Below are 18511 nucleotides of genomic sequence, written 5' to 3'. Positions count from 1 at the left end.
ACGTCAGGAGCGCGCTCGTGAGCCTTGTTCGCGGGCGCTTTTAATCCACAGCCAACAGCCGTTCAGGGCAATCAGCGTCAGGATGGCGTACTCCAGCGACATGGCATAGACGCCCTGACGGGCAAAAATCATAACGCTTATCACGTTGATCACCACCCACAGCAACCAGTTCTCCACATATTTCCGCGTCATCAGGATCATCGCCACAATCGACAGCACCATCAGGCAGGAGTCCCAGAACGGGAAGGCATCCGGCTGCAATTCTGGCATGGTCACAGCCAGCCCCATTCCCTGCATTACCGATACCGCTACGTTAGTAAGCCAGGCGAAGACTGGGTTGATATAGAGCGTCATCAGCGCGATCGCCACCACGCATACCGCTGTCCAGCCCAGCGCTTTCGGCAACGTCATCCAGCGGATTTGAAGAACGTGCTGATTGTCTGCCGTTTGCCTGCTCCAGGCATACCAGCCGTAGATATTGGCGACAAAGAAGAACAGCTGTAACAGCAGGCTGGCATAGAGTTGGATCTGGAAGAAGATCACCGCAAACAGGGTAACGTTAATCAAGCCGAAGGCGTAGTTGATGATTTTTTCCAGGCTGGCCAGCCAGATACAGAGCAGCCCCGCCACGGTACCAATGGCTTCAATCCAGGAGAGATCGTAACCGCCAGCGCCGAGAGGAATGTGAACCAAAATATTATGCGTGCTAAAAAAATCCATATTGGCACCTTTTCCTGATCAAGAGGGTCAGGAGTTACCCCTTTAAACTTGCTGCAAAGGTTAACATACGATTCAGCGGGATCAACGCCCCTTCGCGCAGCGCGGCATCGACCTGAATTTCATGCCCGCTGCCGCCCTGTTCAAGCCCTTCTGCAATCGCTTTCAGTCCGTTCATTGCCATCCAGGGACAGTGGGCACAGCTGCGGCAGGTGGCACCCTCCCCTGCCGTTGGCGCTTCCAGCAGCTCTTTATCCGGACACGCCTGCTGCATTTTGTAGAAGATGCCGCGGTCGGTCGCCACTATCATTTGCGGATGAGGAAGGGTTTTGGCCGCCTGGATCAGCTGGCTGGTCGAGCCTACTGCATCCGCCAGATCCACAATCGCCTGTGGCGACTCCGGATGAACCAGCACCGCCGCGTCCGGATAAAGGGCCTTCATGCGTTGCAGCGCCTGGGTTTTAAATTCATCGTGTACGATACAGGCGCCCTGCCAGCAGAGAATATCGGCGCCGGTCTGCCGCGTGACGTATTGCCCGAGATGGCGGTCCGGCGCCCAGATGATTTTCTCGCCCAGGCTGTCCAGATGTTCAATCAGATCCACCGCAATGCTGGAGGTAACAACCCAGTCCGCGCGGGCTTTTACTGCCGCTGAGGTATTAGCGTAAACCACTACCGTGCGGTCAGGGTGCGCATCACAAAAACGGTTGAACTCTTCTACAGGGCAGCCTAGATCCAGGGAGCATTCCGCCTCCAGGGTGGGCATCAGGATGGTTTTTTCCGGGCTGAGGATTTTAGCCGTCTCGCCCATAAATCGCACGCCAGCCACCAGCAGCGTTTTGGCAGCGTGCTGGCTGCCGAAGCGGGCCATCTCCAGCGAGTCCGCTACGCATCCGCCTGTCTCTTCCGCCAGCGCCTGAATTTCCGGGTCGGTGTAATAGTGCGCGACCATAACTGCGTTGCGCTCTTTCAGCAATCGCTTGATTTTTTCCCGATAAAACTGCTTATCCTCACCCGATAAACGGGCAGGCTTGGGCGGGAAAGGATAGATGGCAGTTTCCGGATCGAACATCAGGCTCATATCGCGACTCTCGTTTTTTTAACTTAACCAAAACAGCGGAAATTTGCTTTTCCACGGCAGCCAGTGGCTGCTTTGTTTTATATGCTAAACACGATAGCTGAAATAGTCGCCTGTGTCGCTGAAATTTTCAGGGCGATGCCGGGATGTGATGGCGATCACTTAAGAACGAAATTGCCGGGCTGCCTGATTTCAATATTAAGCAGGAAGGCTTTGGCCTCAAGGCCGCCAGCAAAGCCCGTCAGCTTACCGTTAGATCCGATAACCCGGTGGCAGGGGGCAATAATAGAGATAGGATTTTTGCCGTTTGCCGCGCCCACTGCCCGGACAGCTTTAGGATGGCCGATTTGGCGGGCAATTTCCCCATAGCTGCGCGTTTCGCCAAAGGGAATCGCCACCAGCGCCTGCCAGACTTTTTTCTGAAATTCGGTTCCGACAAAATCCAGCGTAACGGTAAAAGTGGTGCGCTCGCCGGCAAAATACTCTTTCAGCTGGCGCTCTGTTTCCAGCAGTACCGGATGCGCAGGATCTTCTTCCGTAGCCATCTGCCTGACACGATTAGGATTTTCATTTTCCCACAGAATGGCGGCGACCCCCTTGTCGCTGGCTATCAGTGTCAGCAGGCCCACGGGCGAAGGCATCATTTTATAGAAATAGCTCATTGGATTTCTCCCTCTGTCATGCCCTGTTTCAGGGACAGGCTCTATTATCGCTGAACACCAGGCTTAAGCTAGCCGTTTTCGGACAGTGAACTCAGATAACAAGATGTCCGAAAACGGCTAGCGCAGCGCCCTGATTGCTCCTACTCTGCCCTGAAGCCAACATGACGGAACCTGTTTATGATTGATACACAGATAGCTTACCGGGCCATGACCTCCAGAGATGTGCGTTTCGACGGCGTGTTTTTTGTCGGCGTGACTTCCACCGGCATTTATTGCCGGCCAATCTGCCCGGTGAAGCCGCCACGTCAGGAAAACTGCCTGTTTTTTGACAGCGCCGAAGCGGCAGAGAAAGCCGCTTTTCGGCCCTGTCTGCGCTGCCGTCCTGAACTTGCGCCCGGTAACGCCCCGGTAGACAGCAGCCACCGCGTGGCTGATTTGCTGATCCAGCGCATCGAGGAGGGGCTGATTGAAGATATCGACAGCCTGGAAGAAATTGCCGCGCAGTTTTCGCTGAGTCTCAGGCAGCTGCGGCGCATTGTGCACAAGGAGTTAGGCGTTTCACCTCTTGAACTGAAGCAGACGCGCCGTCTGCTGCTGGCCAAGCAATTGTTAACCGAGACGACGTTGCCGGTAACGGAAGTGGCCTATGCCAGCGGCTTTGCCAGCCTGCGGCGCTTTAACGAGGTGTTTAATCGTCAGTACCGCATGCCGCCTACGCGGTTAAGAAAAGCGGCAAGCGAGCCGGGCCATATGATCAATAGTGAAACTTCCACTTTACTGCTGAGCTATCGCCCGCCCTATAACTGGGCCGCCCTGCTCTCCTTCCTGAGCTTACGTGCGTTAAAGGGCGTAGAGAGTGTGGATAAGCAGAGTTATGCGCGTACCGTGCGTCTGGGAGCGCATACGGGCTGGATCCGGGTCATTCAGGTGCCTGCGAAGTCAGGGTTAAGCGTCGAGTTTACTCACTCTCTTACCCCTGTGCTGCCTGTATTACTCAGGCGTTTGCGAAATTTGTTCGACCTGGATGCCCATCCCGATCGCATAGCCGCTCATCTTGAGCAGGAGCCTTTGCTGAGGGAAAGTCTGATAAAAGATGCGGGTCTGCGAGTGCCGGGCGCTTTTGATGCTTTTGAGATGGTCGTCAGGGCTGTTCTGGGGCAGCAAATCACGGTCAAGGCTGCCACGACGATTGGCGGGCGTTTTGCTGAGGCGTTTGGTGAGCCGATCCAGACTCCCTTCCCTGAGCTAAACCGACTTACCCCGCCGGCAGGCAGAGTGGCCACGGCAACGCTTGATGAGGTGGCCAGCCTGGGCATTGTCAGTGCCCGTGCCCGCACGCTGATAGCGCTGGCGGCAGCGTGTGAAAGCGGGGATCTCAGTCTGGATGCCACCACGCAGCCTGAACAGGCTATCGTCAGCCTGATGACTCAGCCCGGTATTGGCGAATGGACCGCGCACTACATTGCGATGCGAGCGCTCCGCTGGCCTGACGCCTTCCCCCATGGCGATATTGTGATAAGGAAAAATCTGGGTGGCGTGACGGCCAATGAGGCGGAGCGGTTGTCACAAGCCTGGCGTCCATGGCGCAGCTATGCGGTGATGCATATCTGGAAAAATCTGGCGCCGGTTAAGGTTAAGGGCTGAGCGGGGTGTGCTGGAAAAGCATTACTGCGGGGCACGTTATTAAAGCCTGAAACCGGGCGCGGTGGTAAGGCGTCACTCCGGAGTGCCTTATCCGGAACGCCGCAGTGCGAAATGTTAACTTTGATATTTAGCGCGGCATTAGCGTAAGCCTGGCTGCCGCATCCCTGCGGCAGACACTCGGCTATTGCACTCCGGGGCGCCACCCAACGAATTCGGTGTTGTTGGTGAGTATGGCGTTCACACAGGTCAAAACCAGATTTGATGCTGGCTTTGGCTTTGGCTTTGCCTTTGGCTTTGGATTTGGAAGTTGGTTTTGGTTTTCTGTAACAGGCAACACCAATGCTGTGGGGAAGGGAGAGGGGGCTGATAAGCAAAAGCTAAGCGGCATGGACGCCGCTTCGCAGCCCCCAGGGAGGGGTTCACGGCGTTTTTGTGTTCAGCCCCCTCTCCCTGACCTGGCTACTGGCCTTTCAGACGACATGCTTTTCGATTCAGTATCCCATTCTGTCTGACCGGCTACTGGCCTTTCAGACGACATGCTTTTCAGATCAGCATCCCGCTCTGTCTGATATGGCTCTCTGCCTTTCCAGACGACATACTTGTCAATTCAGCATCCTGATCCGGCTAACAAGCACCACAGGCGACAAATCCTTAACCCATGCCGCAGCTGTACGGCAAAGAAAAATCCATAAATCGCAGACAGCAAAAAGGCGCCTTCAGGACGCCTTTTTACATTGGTGGGTCGTGCAGGATGACCGACTCTGCCTTGCACTGACGGAACGTAGCTGAGGGCGCTGATAGCAACGCTGTCTCTCTTCGTTCGACCCGACCTGCTACAGGTTCAAATCCTTCACGAATGACGCACAGCAAAAAGGCGCCTTCAGGACGCCTTTCTACATTGGTGGGTCGTGCAGGATGACAGGCTCTGCCTTGCCCTGACGGGACGTAGCTGAGGGCGCTGATAGCAACGCTGTCTCTCTTCGTTCGACCCGACCTGCTACAGGTTCAAATCCTTCACGAATGACGCACAGCAAAAAGGCGCCTTTAGGGCGCCTTTTTACATTGGTGGGTCGTGCAGGATTCGAACCTGCGACCAATTGATTAAAAGTCAACTGCTCTACCAACTGAGCTAACGACCCGCTTCGAGCGGTTACTGCTGTACTGCTTACTACTTTAAAAGTGGTGGGTCGTGCAGGATTCGAACCTGCGACCAATTGATTAAAAGTCAACTGCTCTACCAACTGAGCTAACGACCCGCATCGAGCGGTTACTGCTGCGCTGCTTACTGCTTTTAAAGTGGTGGGTCGTGCAGGATTCGAACCTGCGACCAATTGATTAAAAGTCAACTGCTCTACCAACTGAGCTAACGACCCACTTTTGCGCTGCTAAAACGTTTTAACATATGTCCCGGCAACGGCGGCATATATTACTGATTTACCGATTCAGCGCAACCACTATTTTCAGATAACCTGTTCAACTGACTACCTTTCGTCCGCAAAGACCACAAATAGGACGATATCTGGTCAAAGCGTGACGCTTACAGCGCCGCCGCCCGTTTTGCGGCATTTTTCGCTGCATCGGTGTTTGGATAAAGTTTGGACACCTGCTGGTAAACGGCTTTGGCTTTCGCGGTATCGCCCTTCTCCTGCATGATCACCCCAACTTTATATAACGCATCGGGGCTTTTGGGCGACTTCGGGTAGTTCTTGACCACGGTGGCGAAATAATAGGCCGCGTCATCTTTCTTGCCTTTGTTGTAATTCAACTGTCCCAACCAGTAATTGGCGTTAGGCTGATAAGTAGAATCCGGATATTTCTTCACAAAAGCCTGAAAAGCGGCGATAGCCTGCTCGTTCTGTTTCTTTTCCAGAACCAGCGCAACGGCTGCATTATAATCCGTATTGGCATCACCGCTCTGTACAGGGGCCGCAGAGGCTCCTGACGCTGCGCTGTTACCCTGTGCGGCATTATCATCACCTGCCCCAGCAGAAGCTGCCGCAGCACCACCAGAAGCGCCCTGTGCGGCTGCACCGCTGCTTAACGTATCGATCTGCTGATAGAGGTTTTTCTGACGCTCAGTGACCTGATTCAGCTGATACTGATTTTCCTGAATCTGTCCACGAAGAGAGTCGATATCGCGCTGTGTGTCGGAGAGCTGTTGCTGAAGTTGCTGAAGAAGTTGCCCCTGAGCATTAGAAATACGCTCAAGAGTCGTGACGCGGTCTTCGACCGAGCCTGAGCCAACGTTACTGATTGACGCCTGGGCATTAGCGGCCCAGGGGGCCGCTACGCCAACCAGTAACGACAGACTCAACAAGTGAAGTCTGAAGTTACTAATCATGTGATTCTCTTAGTATACCAGTACGGCACGACGGTTTTTAGCATACGCTGATTCGTCATGACCCAGTACAGCTGGCTTCTCTTTACCGTAAGAAACGATAGAGATCTGGTCAGCAGAAACACCTTTGCCCTGTAGGTACATTTTAACAGCAGAAGCACGACGTTCGCCCAGGGCGATGTTGTATTCTGGTGTACCGCGCTCATCCGCATGACCTTCTACGGTCACTTTGTATGATGGGTTGTTACGCAGGAAAGTTGCGTGAGCATCCAGCATCTGAGCAAACTCAGACTGGATATCATATTTGTCCAGGCCGAAGTAAACGATGTTGTTTTTCTGCAGTTCCTGCATCTGCAGGCGAGCCTGCTCATCAGATGACATATTACCGCTGTTCATGCCCATGCTGCCGTTTGCAGAGCCGTCGCCCATGCCGCTGGTCTGGTCATTATTGTTATTTTTGTGTGAGCTACAAGCAGCCACTGCGATTACTGGCAGTGCCAGCATTAAGCCTTTCAGCACTTTGTTCAGTTGCATTTCTACAATCCTATTATTGTTTGCCATACATATTTACACATGCATCACAGATACGGCGACCAGGCAGGCGATTTTACCTGTCCATCAGTTGCCGGAAGACGCGCTTTGAACCGCCCATCAGTCGAAACCAACTGCAATATGGATCCCATCCCCTGAGTAGAGCTGTAGATTACCATGGTGCCGTTTGGTGCGAGGCTTGGCGTTTCATCCAGGAACGTGTCCGTTAATTGTTGAACGGCTCCCGTTTCCAGATCCTGTCTGGCGACGTGTTGCGCTCCGCCATTGGAGCTGATCATCACCATTGATTTACCGTCAGAGCTGACATCCGCATCCTGATTCTGAGAACCTTCCCAGGTCAGACGTTGTGGCGTACCGCCAGCAGCACTGATTTTATAGATTTGTGGACGACCCGCCTGATCGGAGGTATAGGCCAGGCTCTGGCTGTCCGGGAACCAGGTTGGTTCGGTACTGTTGTAACGGCCCTCGGTCAGCTGACGAATTTGACCAGAACCCAGATCCATCACATAGAGATTCAGGCTGCCCGTTTTCGATAAAGCAAAGGCCAGCTTGGTCCCGTCAGGTGAGAATGAAGGCGCACCGTTGTGACGCGGGAAGGAAGCAACCTGGCGGATTGCGCCGTTTGCCAGCGTCTGAATAACCAGCGCCGATTTGCCGCTTTCAAAGGTCACATAAGCCAGCTTGCTGCCATCTTTAGACCAGGTTGGAGACATCAGCGGCTGCGGTGAACGGTGAACGGTATTCTGGTTATAGCCATCGTAGTCCGATACACGCAGTTCATACGGGAACTGGCCGCCGTTGGTCTGCACAACGTAGGCGATACGGGTGCGGAACGCGCCCTTAATGCCGGTCAGCTTCTCAAAGGCTTCGTCACTGGCGGTATGACCCGCATAACGCAACCACTGTTTGGTGACCTTGTACTGGTTCTGCGCCAGGACAGCACCCGGATTACCCGAAGTGTCTACCAGCTGGTAAGAAACCAGATAGCTGCCATCGGCACCAGGCTGAACCTGACCCACAACCACCGCATCAATACCTAACGCGGTCCATGCAGCGGGCTGCACTTCAGCGGCAGTAGTCGGCTGCTGCGGCAGACGGGAACGATCCAGCGGGTTAAATTTACCGCTGTTGCGCAGATCCGCCGCAACGATACCGCCGATATCTTCAGGTGCGGCACCAGGGCCATTCCATTTAAAGGGCACGACTCCGATAGGACGCGCGGTGTTCACGCCCTGCGTAATTTCAATACGGACTTCTGCATGCGCCACGGCGACAAACAGCAGTAAAAAACTTAGTGCTACACGAAATGCCTGCTTCATCTTTTCTCCCTTACCTGAACGCGATGTCCACGATAAATAGCAGTGTTCCAGCGAATCAATAGTGCATTTATAGAGTACGGCATGTTGACCTTAGTTCAACCTGCCGGATGTTACCGAATTCTCAGGGCTTGAATATCAGCGTGGCCTCTTTAACCGCCTGATAAACATCAGCGCTAGGCGGTTTCGGGATCCGCGCCATCCGGGCAGCGTTAATTGCTGCCTGACACAATGCCGGATCGCCCCCTACCTGAACAGCCGAGATTAACAAGCCATCTGGTGCCAGTTTGATGCGAACATCACAGGTTCGGCCTTTGAAGGTATCCGAATCATAAAACTTGCTTTGAATCGCGCCCTGCACCTGCCCCAGGTAGCTGTCAATGGCAGCCCCCGACGCACCCGCTTTTTTCTGATTCCCCTGCCCTGCTGCGCCACCACCGGCTTTGCCCTGCTTAGGCGCATTTTTGCCCGAGCTGAGTCCACCCAGTAAATCGTCAACATCGCTGGTTTCTTTAGCGGCCTCTGCTGCCGCTTTTTTCTTAGCGTCGGCGGCGGCCTTCGCTTTGGCGGCGGCCTCTGCTTTCGCTTTTGCCGCAGCGTCTGCTTTGGCTTTCGCCTCTTCAGCCGCTTTGGCCTTCGCTTCTTTAGCAGCTGTTTCTTTTGCTTCCTGAGCGGCTTTCGCCTCTTCGGCAGCTTTGGCCTTCGCTTCTGCTGTGGCTTTCGCCTTCGCATCGGCGGCAGCTTTTACTTTCGCCGCCTCGGCAGCGGCCTGCTTCGCTTCAGAATCAGCCTGCTTTTTTGCTTCCGCAGCAACTTTTTTAGCCTCTGCTTCCGCTTTTTTCTGGGCATCCGCCGCAGCCTGTTTCGCTTCAGCTTCCGCTTTCTTCTGCGCTTCAGCGGCAGATTTAGCCTGAGCATCCGCCTCGGCTTTGGCATCAGCTTTCGCCTTCGCCGCCGCTGTTTCAGCCTGCTTCTGTTCCTGCTGAGCCTGTTTCGCCGCCTCCTGCGCCTTTTTCTGCTCTGCTGCCTGCTCGGCGGCCTGCTGCTTCGCATCCTGCTGCGCCTGCAAACGCTCTTTTTCTATCTCTTTCAGCCGCTGCTGTTCAGCGGCCTGCTTCTGCTGAAGCTCTTCGGCCTGCTGCTGAGCCTGCTTTTTACGCTGCTGTTCGGCGCGTTTGCTGTCGCTCTGCTGGTTCTGCTGCCGATTGTATTGATCAACGATCGCCCCAGGATCGACCATGACGGCATCGATATCGCCACCGCCACCGCCGCTGCTGGCGTCGATGTGTTCGTCAAACGAGCTCCAAATCAGTAATCCAATCAATATAATATGCAGGATGACTGAAAAGATGATGGCGCGTTTTAACTTATCGTCTTGCTCGGTTGCCTTCGACACTCTCGGTTCCCAAAAACGGTTCGAATGAATTAAATCGGCTGCGTCATTAATCCAACAGACTTAACGCCTGCCTGATGCAGCAAGTTCAGCGCCTTGATGATCTCATCGTAAGGCACCTCTTTAGCCCCGCCGATCAGGAACACGGTCTTGGGATTCGCCTCTATACGGCGCTGAGCTTCGGCCACCACCTGTTCAGGGGGTAACTGCTCCATCCGGTCGTGATCGATCACCAGGCTGTACTGTCCAACGCCCGCCACTTCTACAATCACAGGCGGATTATCGTCGCTGGAGACAGTTTTTGAATCTGTTGCATCCGGCAGATCCACTTCCACGCTCTGGGTGATGATGGGTGCGGTTGCCATGAAAATCAGCAGCAGTACCAGCAACACGTCAAGCAGCGGAACAATGTTGATCTCGGACTTCATGTCACGGCGTCCGCCGCGACCACGCTTTCTGGCCATGCGTAACCTCAGCTCTTACTTGGTGTTCTCGCTGGAGAACGCCTGACGATGCAGAATAGCCGTGAACTCTTCCATAAAGTTATCGTAATTCTGTTCCAGCTTATTGACCCGCTGATTCAGGCGGTTGTAAGCCATAACGGCAGGGATCGCCGCGAAAAGACCAATCGCCGTGGCAATCAGCGCTTCTGCAATACCAGGCGCCACCATTTGCAGCGTGGCCTGCTTCACCGCGCCAAGCGCGATAAAGGCGTGCATGATGCCCCAGACGGTGCCAAACAGTCCGATATAGGGACTGATAGAGCCAACGGTGCCCAGGAAAGGTATATGGTTTTCCAGCGCTTCCAGCTCACGGTTCATAGAGATGCGCATAGCGCGGGTCGCGCCCTCCACGACCGCTTCCGGCGCGTGGTTATTGGCCCGATGCAGGCGAGCAAACTCTTTAAAGCCTGCATAGAAAATTTGTTCAGAGCCACCCAGCTCATCGCGGCGCGCCTGACTTTCCTGATACAAACGCGACAGTTCGATGCCGGACCAGAACTTGTCTTCAAAGGCATCAGCATCACGCACGGCGGCATTCAGGATGCGCGAACGTTGAATAATGATTGCCCATGAGGCGATAGAAAAACCAATCAAAATCAACATGATAAGTTTGACCAGAAGGCTCGCCTTCAGGAACAAATCAAGAATGTTCATGTCAGTCACTGCTTGAACTCCGCGACAATAGACTTGGGAAGCGCAATGGGCTTCATTAGATGTGGATTGATGCAGGCGATCAGCACTTCCGCTTCATTCAGCGTCCGTCCTTCTGCATTCACAATTCGTTGTGCGAAAGTCATCGTCGTTCTGGTCATGCTGAGCACCTCACACTGCACCTCAAGTAGATCGTCAAGGCGAGCAGCCGCAAGGTAATCGACCGTGATCCGACGCACGACAAACGCGACCTGCTGTTCCAGCAGAGCCTGTTGGTTGAAATGGTGCTGGCGCAGCATTTCAGTTCGTGCCCGTTCATAAAAAGCGACATAGCTGGCGTGGTAAACCACACCACCGGCATCGGTATCTTCGTAATAGACACGGACCGGCCATCGAAACAGCGTTGTACTCACTCTACATCCCGGTAATGCTTTTTAAACGTTGCTACTATACGCAAGAGCATACACCTTTGGAATGGATTGCCAGAGGGGAAAGAAAATAATTATCTTTTGGAAACAAACCAGCGGGATTAAGGATAATTCTTAGACGTTTATTGACAAAAACCCACGCTAAAACAGGTTTCCGTTGGCATTAAAGCGCGGGTGGAGAAAGCCTCCACCCGTGCTGAGTCAGAAAAAGAAAAATAACAGGCCAGCAATAAGTACACACCAGGCAGGAAACGGCGAGAAAAATAGTTGCCAGCGCAGGTAGCGGGGACGAAAGCCCACACCGTGGATCACCCCAGTACATACCGCCCACATCATCAGAAAACCCTGCCAGATCGCCAGCGAACTGCTGTTTGCCGCAAACCGTGTCGGGTCCCAGAATATGCATCCTGCCAGCAGTAGTGCCATCAGCAGGGAGAGCGCCCTCAACGGGCGCTTATCCATCCACTGATAAAGGCGTGCGATCCCCTGCCCCATCAGGGTTTCCCTTCGCTCTCTTCAATATGCTCAATAGCCAGCGCCGTAATCACGCCAAATGCACAGGCCAGTAAGGTGCCAAGGATCCAGGCAAAATACCACATTGTTCAGCTCCTCAATTAATAGAGAGAATGGGTGTTGGTTTCAATCTGCTCTCTGGTCAGGCGACCGAACATCTTGTAGTAACACCAGGTTGTGTAAGCCAGAATAAGGGGCACAAAAATAATGGCCGCCACGGTCATGATTTTCAGCGTCAGCAGGCTGGAGGTGGTATCCCACATCGTCAGGCTGACGTTTGGCACCGTACTGGAGGGCATAATGAACGGGAACATCGCCACGCCAGCGGTGAGGATCACGCAGGCCAGCGTCAGTGAGGAGAAGAGGAATGCCCATGCGCCCTTTTCCAGCCGCGAACAGAGAATAGTCAGCAGAGGCAGTACCGCGCCCAGTACCGGAATAGCCCACAGTACCGGGTTCTGGTTGAAGTTAACCAGCCAGGCGCCCGCTTCGCGCGTCACCACTTTGCCCAGGGGGTTAGACGCCGCATTGTGGTCCAGCACGGTAGTCACTACGTAACCCTCAATGCCGTTCACTACCCAAACACCCGCCAGCACGAAACAGACCAGCATGACCAGCGCGGAGATCTGCGCCGCAGTGCGAGAACGTACATGGAGTTCGCCTACCGTACGCATCTGAAGATATGTCGCACCTTGCGTCAGGATCATGGTAAGGCTGACAATGCCCGCCAGCAGCGCAAACGGATTCAGCAGCTGGAAGAAATTACCGGTATAGAACAGGCGTAAATACTCATCCATATGGAACGGCACACCCTGTAGCAGGTTGCCAAATGCCACGCCGATCACCAGCGGCGGCACAAAGCTGCCGATGAAGATGGCCCAGTCCCACATCCCGCGCCAGCGCACATCCTCAATTTTTGAGCGATAGTCGAAGCCAATAGGACGGAAGAAGAGTGAGGCCAGCACCAGGATCATCGCCACATAGAAGCCGGAGAACGCGGCGGCATACACCGTAGGCCAGGCGGCAAACAGCGCCCCACCCGCAGTGATCAGCCAGACCTGGTTACCATCCCAGTGCGGCGCAATACTGTTAATCATGATACGGCGGTCGGTATCTGTCCGCCCCAGGATGCGGCTCAGCATCCCTACGCCCATATCAAAACCGTCCGCCACGGCAAACCCGATTAGCAGAACGCCAATCAGAACCCACCAGACAAAACGCAACAGTTCATAAGTGATCATGAAAGGACTCCTTTCTGCACGTTATGGGCAGCAGATTGTTCATAATGATATTTTCCGGTTTTCAGGCTGCTTGGCCCCAGGCGCGCAAATTTGAACATCAGATACATCTCGGCAACCAGGAACAGCGTGTAAAGCCCGCAAATCAGGATCATCGAAAACAGCACATCCCCTGGCGTCAGCGAAGAGTTGGCCACCGCCGTCGGTAATACTTCACCTATCGCCCAAGGCTGGCGGCCGTACTCCGCGACAAACCAGCCCGATTCAATTGCGATCCACGGCAGAGGAATGCCATAAAGAGCGCATTTGAGCAGGAAGGTACTTTTTCCTATGCGGTTACGGACAACGGTCCAGAACGAACCGCCGATAATCAGCAGCATCAGCACGCCCGCGCCCACCATAATGCGGAAAGAGAAATAGAGGGGTGCCACGCGTGGAATCGAGTCTTTAGTCGCCTGTTTGATCTGCGCTTCGCTGGCATCCGCCACGTTTGGCGTATAGCGCTTCAGCAGCAGCCCATAACCGAGATCTTTTTTCACGTCGTTGAATTGGTTTCGCAACGCAGGATCTTTGTTACCGGCACGCAGCTGCTCCAGCAGGCTGTACGCTTTCATCCCGTTACGGATACGGACTTCATGCTGACCCATCAGCTCTTTCAGGCCGGTGACCTGCTTATCCACCGAGCGGGTGGCAATCAGCCCCAGCGCCCAGGGGATTTGGATGGCGTAGTTATTTTGCTGTGCTTCCTGGTCCGGAAGGCCAAACAGCGTAAAGGCCGCCGGTGCCGGTTGGGTTTCCCATTCAGCTTCAATGGCTGCCAGCTTGGTTTTCTGTACGTCGCCAATCTCATAACCAGACTCATCGCCCAGTACGATCACGGAGAGGATCGCCGCCATGCCGAAGCTGGCCGCAATGGCAAAAGAGCGTTTGGCAAACGCCATATCACGCCCGCGCAGCAGATAGTAAGAACTGATCCCCAAAATGAACATCGCGCCGCAGGTGTACCCCGCCGCCACGGTATGCACGAACTTCACCTGTGCCACCGGGTTCAGCACCAGCTCAGAGAAGCTGACCATCTCCATACGCATGGTTTCGAAGTTGAACTCTGAGGCGACCGGATTCTGCATCCAGCCATTCGCCACCAGGATCCAGAGCGCAGAGAGGTTTGACCCCAGCGCCACCAGCCAGGTCACCGCCATATGTTGCACTTTGCCCAGGCGATCCCAGCCAAAGAAGAACAGGCCAACAAAGGTAGATTCCAGGAAGAAGGCCATCAGGCCTTCGATGGCGAGCGGTGCGCCAAAGATATCCCCAACGTAGTGGGAGTAATAAGACCAGTTTGTTCCGAACTGAAACTCCATGGTCAGCCCGGTGGCCACGCCCAGCGCAAAGTTAATCCCAAATAACTTGCCCCAGAATTTGGTCATATCCTTATAAATTTGCTTGCCTGAAAGCACATAGACCGTTTCCATGATCGCTAATAAAAACGCCAGACCCAGCGTTAGCGGGACAAACAGGAAATGGTACATAGCCGTCAGAGCAAACTGTAGGCGCGACAGTTCGACAATATCCAACATTTTGACTCCTTTCTCCTCACTTGAGGGGGATGACACAGTAAGAGCGGCCCTGGGCCGGGAACGTGCACGGTTTTTTTTATGAATGCTGTTCACGGCAGCGCTAATAAGCGATCGGTAAGATCGCAATAAACGCTAATATTTAACAATTAAGTTAAATAAGGTCGACATAACGGAAATGCCCAACGCTACCCTTGTACCCTGCTGAAAAATAAAAATATTTTGTAGCTTCATCCGTTTAAACTACGCAGATCAAATTTGTTCTTAACAGGGATGAGACGGTAGTATTGATGCAGCACAATTTAATCGAAAAATGCTTTTTATAGCCAGTGATAACAATTGATATATATCGTAGTTTCTTGATCTGAATTAAAGCTTCGTGGGCTGGCAATATGGTAGAGAGGCTTAATTGTTAATGCGTTGTATTAATTTATGAAGAGAATGGAATATAAATATAAAACCAGATGTTGATTTTTAACCGGCAAAAAAAAGGCCACCCGTCGGTGGCCAGTATGCTCTGTTGTCAGCAGCAGGTTTACTGTGGCAGAACAGCCTTCACGGCTTCGCCAATGTCAGCAAGGCTGCGAACGGTTTTCACGCCAGCGGCTTCAAGCGCAGCAAACTTGTCGTCTGCCGTGCCTTTTCCGCCTGCGATAATTGCGCCTGCGTGACCCATACGCTTGCCTTTCGGCGCGGTCACACCGGCAATATAGCCCACCACCGGCTTGGTGACATGCTCTTTGATAAAGGCCGCGGCCTCTTCTTCTGCACTGCCACCGATCTCACCGATCATCACAATCGCTTCGGTCTGCGGATCATCCTGGAACAGTTTCAGGATATCGATAAAGTTAGAGCCAGGGATCGGGTCGCCACCAATACCCACGCAGGTAGACTGGCCGTAACCGATATCTGTGGTCTGCTTGACGGCTTCATAGGTCAGCGTACCGGAACGGGAAACGATACCGATACGGCCTGGCTGATGAATATGGCCTGGCATGATACCGATTTTGCACTCGCCTGGGGTGATCACACCCGGACAGTTCGGGCCAATCATCCGCACGCCAGCTTCATCCAGCTTCACCTTCACGGTCAGCATATCCAGAGTCGGGATGCCTTCAGTGATGGTGATGATCAGCTTGATGCCAGCATCGATAGCTTCCAGAATGCCATCTTTGCAGAATGGCGCAGGAACGTAGATAACCGAGGCGGTAGCGCCGGTAGCTTCAACCGCTTCACGAACGGTATTGAACACTGGCAGACCCAGGTGCTCGGTGCCGCCTTTGCCTGGCGTTACGCCGCCAACCAGCTGCGTACCATAGGCCAGCGCCTGCTCGGAGTGGAAAGTTCCCTGACCACCGGTGAAGCCCTGGCAGATTACTTTGGTGTTCTTATCAATCAAAATGGACATTATTTCCCCTCCGCAGCAGCAACAACGCGCTGCGCCGCGTCACTCAGGCTGGTTGCTGCAATGATATTTAATCCGCTGTCGGCCAGTTTCTGGGCGCCCAGCTCGGCGTTGTTCCCTTCAAGACGTACCACAACCGGTACGCTAACACCCACTTCTGCTACCGCGCCGATGATGCCATCCGCAATCAGGTCGCAGCGTACGATGCCGCCGAAGATGTTTACAAATACTGCTTTCACCGCGTCGTCAGACAGGATGATTTTGAACGCTTCAGTCACGCGCTCTTTGGTTGCGCCGCCGCCAACGTCCAGAAAGTTAGCTGGCTGGCCGCCGCTCAGTTTTACGATGTCCATGGTGCCCATCGCCAGACCTGCGCCGTTAACCATACAACCGATGTTGCCTTCCAGCGCCACGTAGTTCAGTTCCCACTGCGCAGCATGCGCTTCACGGGAATCTTCCTGGCTTGGATCGCGCATTTCACGCAGCTCTGGCTGACGGAACAGGGCATTGCCATCGGCACCCAGTTTGCCATCCAGGCAGATCAGATCGCCCTGAGTGGTGATCACCAGCGGGTTGATCTCAACCAGCGCCAGATCGCGCTCCAGGAACAGACTCGCCAGACCCATAAAGATCTTGGTGAACTGGCCAACCTGCTTACCGGTCAGGCCAAGTTTGAACGCCAGCTCACGGCCCTGATAAGGCTGAGGGCCAGTCAGTGGATCCAGCGCCATTTTGTGGATCAGATGCGGGGTTTCTTCCGCAACTTTTTCAATTTCCACGCCGCCTTCAGTTGAAGCCATAAACACTACGCGACGGGATGCGCGGTCTACCACAGCACCCAGATAAAGTTCTTTATCGATATCGGTAGCGGCTTCAACCAGAATCTGGTTGACCGGCTGGCCATGCGCATCAGTCTGATAGGTGGTCAGGCGTTTGCCCAGCCAGTGCTCGGCGAAAGCACGGATCTCTTCCTTGCTCTTCACCACTTTCACACCGCCCGCTTTGCCGCGGCCTCCGGCATGAACCTGACATTTCACTACCCACGGACCGGCGCCAATCTTCGAGGCGGCTTCTTCAGCTTCACGTGGTGTGGTGCAGGCATAACCGGTGGGTGCCGGTAAACCATACCGTGCAAACAGCTGTTTTGCCTGATATTCGTGTAAGTTCATGATGTTCTATCCATTCAGGTCGGAAAAATCCTGGCCGAATCTGGCGTCTGCCAGCGTGTCGGCCACACAGTAGGTTGGGTGCAGCCGGAGCCGCACCCGACAGGAATTAAACGTCCAGCAACAGCCTTGACGGATCTTCCAGCAGATCTTTAATCGCCACCAGATAGCTGACGGACTCTTTGCCGTCGATCAGGCGGTGATCGTAAGAGAGGGCGAGATACATCATCGGCTGAATAACCACCTGACCATTAACGGCCATCGGACGGTCTTTAATCGCATGCATCCCGAGGATCGCGCTCTGCGGCGGGTTGATGATCGGGGTAGACATCAGCGATCCGAACACGCCGCCATTGGTGATGGTGAAGTTACCGCCGGTCAGTTCCTCAACGGTGAGTTTGCCATCGCGGCCTTTTACTGCCAGCTCTTTGATTTTCTTCTCGATGTCAGCCATACCCAGCGCATCAACATCTTTCAGAACCGGCGTCACCAGTCCACGTGGCGTGGAAACGGCGATGCTGACATCAAAGTAATTGTGGTAAACCACATCTTCGCCATCAATAGAAGCATTCACTTCCGGGAAGCGTTTCAATGCCTCAACTACCGCTTTCAGGTAGAAGGACATAAAGCCCAGACGCACGCCGTGACGTTTCTCGAACGCTTCGCCGTACTGTTTACGCAGGTTCATGATCGGCTGCATGTTGACTTCGTTAAACGTAGTCAGCATAGCGGTGCTGTTTTTCGCTTCCAGCAGACGCTCGGCAATACGCTTACGCAGGCGGGTCATTGGCACACGCTTCTCGCTGCGACCAGCCAGAGCTGGTGCTGGAGAAGCTGCCGCAGGCGCTTTGCTTTCGGCGGCTTTCGCTTCTGGTTTCTGAGCCAGATGCTTTTCCACATCTTCACGGGTCAGACGACCGCCCACACCGGTGCCTTTGATAGCGGCCGGGTCAAGGCTGTGCTCAGCGATCAGACGGCGAATGGCCGGGCTGAGGGCATCATTGCTCTCTTCTTCAAGCGAAGCGCTCTGACGCTGTGCTGGCGTAGAGTCGTTGGTTTCCGCTTTAGCAGAACTCTCTTTACCGCCGCTGTTGCCCTCTTTCAGACGACCCAGCGCCTGACGAGAGGTCACCGTGGCGCCCTCATCTTCCAGAATGGCTTCCAGCACACCATCCGCTGACGCAGGCACTTCCAGTATCACTTTATCGGTTTCGATCTCGACCAGCACTTCGTCACGCTGGACGGTATCGCCCGGTTTTTTATGCCAGGTGGCCACAGTGGCATCGGCTACAGATTCAGGCAGGTCGGGAACGAGAATATCTACGCTACTCAT

The 18511-nt window shown here is 54.1% G+C and carries 18 protein-coding genes and 3 tRNA genes; 1 reads left to right on the top strand and 20 read right to left on the bottom strand.

The window, feature by feature from the left end:
* Positions 1-3 precede the first annotated feature (3 nt).
* From pnuC to AAH450_RS09770, 3 genes are all read right to left on the bottom strand, one after another.
* The gene (pnuC, locus tag AAH450_RS09780; RefSeq protein ID WP_342910038.1) at positions 4-720 is read right to left on the bottom strand and encodes a nicotinamide riboside transporter PnuC; all 717 of its coding nucleotides are present in this window, start codon (positions 718-720) and stop codon (positions 4-6) included.
* A gap of 34 nt (positions 721-754) precedes the next feature.
* The gene (gene nadA, locus AAH450_RS09775) at positions 755-1798 is read right to left on the bottom strand and encodes a quinolinate synthase NadA (RefSeq protein ID WP_342910037.1); all 1044 of its coding nucleotides are present in this window, start codon (positions 1796-1798) and stop codon (positions 755-757) included.
* 155 nt (positions 1799-1953) lie between these two features.
* The gene (locus AAH450_RS09770; protein ID WP_342910036.1) at positions 1954-2457 is read right to left on the bottom strand and encodes a methylated-DNA--[protein]-cysteine S-methyltransferase; all 504 of its coding nucleotides are present in this window, start codon (positions 2455-2457) and stop codon (positions 1954-1956) included.
* 177 nt (positions 2458-2634) lie between these two features.
* Between AAH450_RS09770 and AAH450_RS09765 the strand changes: the two genes are divergently transcribed.
* Positions 2635-4101, top strand: coding sequence for an AlkA N-terminal domain-containing protein (locus tag AAH450_RS09765; RefSeq protein WP_342910035.1), 1467 nt, complete (start codon positions 2635-2637; stop codon positions 4099-4101).
* 1063 nt (positions 4102-5164) lie between these two features.
* On the opposite strand, the gene AAH450_RS09760 is transcribed toward AAH450_RS09765, so the two are convergent.
* From AAH450_RS09760 to odhB, 17 genes are all read right to left on the bottom strand, one after another.
* Positions 5165-5240: transfer RNA gene (locus AAH450_RS09760), tRNA-Lys, on the bottom strand.
* Between the two features lie 41 nt (positions 5241-5281).
* Positions 5282-5357: transfer RNA gene (locus tag AAH450_RS09755), tRNA-Lys, on the bottom strand.
* A 41-nt stretch (positions 5358-5398) separates the two neighbouring features.
* A tRNA-Lys gene (locus AAH450_RS09750) sits at positions 5399-5474 on the bottom strand.
* A gap of 164 nt (positions 5475-5638) precedes the next feature.
* Positions 5639-6442, bottom strand: coding sequence for a cell division protein CpoB (gene cpoB, locus AAH450_RS09745; RefSeq protein WP_342910034.1), 804 nt, complete (start codon positions 6440-6442; stop codon positions 5639-5641).
* A gap of 9 nt (positions 6443-6451) precedes the next feature.
* The gene (gene pal / locus AAH450_RS09740) at positions 6452-6973 is read right to left on the bottom strand and encodes a peptidoglycan-associated lipoprotein Pal (protein WP_306206909.1); all 522 of its coding nucleotides are present in this window, start codon (positions 6971-6973) and stop codon (positions 6452-6454) included.
* Between the two features lie 44 nt (positions 6974-7017).
* On the bottom strand, positions 7018-8310 hold the full coding sequence (gene tolB / locus AAH450_RS09735) for a Tol-Pal system beta propeller repeat protein TolB (RefSeq protein WP_342910033.1): 1293 nt from the start codon (positions 8308-8310) through the stop codon (positions 7018-7020).
* A 121-nt stretch (positions 8311-8431) separates the two neighbouring features.
* Entirely contained in the window at positions 8432-9703 is a 1272-nt protein-coding gene (tolA, locus tag AAH450_RS09730) for a cell envelope integrity protein TolA (RefSeq protein WP_342910032.1), read from the bottom strand.
* A 29-nt stretch (positions 9704-9732) separates the two neighbouring features.
* Complete coding sequence (gene tolR / locus AAH450_RS09725) at positions 9733-10164, bottom strand: colicin uptake protein TolR (RefSeq protein WP_342910031.1); 432 nt, start codon at positions 10162-10164, stop codon at positions 9733-9735.
* A 15-nt stretch (positions 10165-10179) separates the two neighbouring features.
* Positions 10180-10857, bottom strand: coding sequence for a Tol-Pal system protein TolQ (gene tolQ, locus AAH450_RS09720; protein WP_342910379.1), 678 nt, complete (start codon positions 10855-10857; stop codon positions 10180-10182).
* A 5-nt stretch (positions 10858-10862) separates the two neighbouring features.
* Positions 10863-11267, bottom strand: coding sequence for a tol-pal system-associated acyl-CoA thioesterase (gene ybgC / locus AAH450_RS09715; protein ID WP_306206918.1), 405 nt, complete (start codon positions 11265-11267; stop codon positions 10863-10865).
* 216 nt (positions 11268-11483) lie between these two features.
* Positions 11484-11777, bottom strand: a complete 294-nt coding sequence (gene ybgE / locus AAH450_RS09710; protein WP_342910030.1) for a cyd operon protein YbgE — start codon at positions 11775-11777, stop codon at positions 11484-11486.
* Entirely contained in the window at positions 11777-11881 is a 105-nt protein-coding gene (gene cydX / locus AAH450_RS09705; protein WP_318790152.1) for a cytochrome bd-I oxidase subunit CydX, read from the bottom strand. Before cydX ends, ybgE begins: the two co-directional genes overlap by 1 nt.
* A gap of 15 nt (positions 11882-11896) precedes the next feature.
* Positions 11897-13036: a cytochrome d ubiquinol oxidase subunit II gene (cydB, locus tag AAH450_RS09700; protein WP_342910029.1), complete on the bottom strand. Its 1140-nt coding sequence runs from the start codon at positions 13034-13036 to the stop codon at positions 11897-11899.
* Complete coding sequence (gene cydA / locus AAH450_RS09695; protein WP_342910028.1) at positions 13033-14610, bottom strand: cytochrome ubiquinol oxidase subunit I; 1578 nt, start codon at positions 14608-14610, stop codon at positions 13033-13035. The genes cydB and cydA overlap by 4 nt, the downstream gene beginning before the upstream one ends.
* Before the next feature lie 532 nt (positions 14611-15142).
* Positions 15143-16015, bottom strand: coding sequence for a succinate--CoA ligase subunit alpha (gene sucD / locus AAH450_RS09690; protein ID WP_318790149.1), 873 nt, complete (start codon positions 16013-16015; stop codon positions 15143-15145).
* A complete protein-coding gene (gene sucC, locus AAH450_RS09685) occupies positions 16015-17181 on the bottom strand; it encodes an ADP-forming succinate--CoA ligase subunit beta (RefSeq protein ID WP_342910027.1) in 1167 nt (388 codons plus the stop codon). Before sucC ends, sucD begins: the two co-directional genes overlap by 1 nt.
* Before the next feature lie 106 nt (positions 17182-17287).
* The gene (gene odhB / locus AAH450_RS09680; RefSeq protein ID WP_318790148.1) at positions 17288-18511 is read right to left on the bottom strand and encodes a 2-oxoglutarate dehydrogenase complex dihydrolipoyllysine-residue succinyltransferase; all 1224 of its coding nucleotides are present in this window, start codon (positions 18509-18511) and stop codon (positions 17288-17290) included.

Origin of the sequence: Erwinia magellanica, assembly GCF_039023495.1 — a bacterium.
In the GTDB taxonomy this organism is placed as follows: domain Bacteria; phylum Pseudomonadota; class Gammaproteobacteria; order Enterobacterales; family Enterobacteriaceae; genus Erwinia.
The sequence above is the reverse complement of the archived record's forward strand: the minus strand, read 5'-3'. Positions and strand labels throughout refer to the sequence as shown.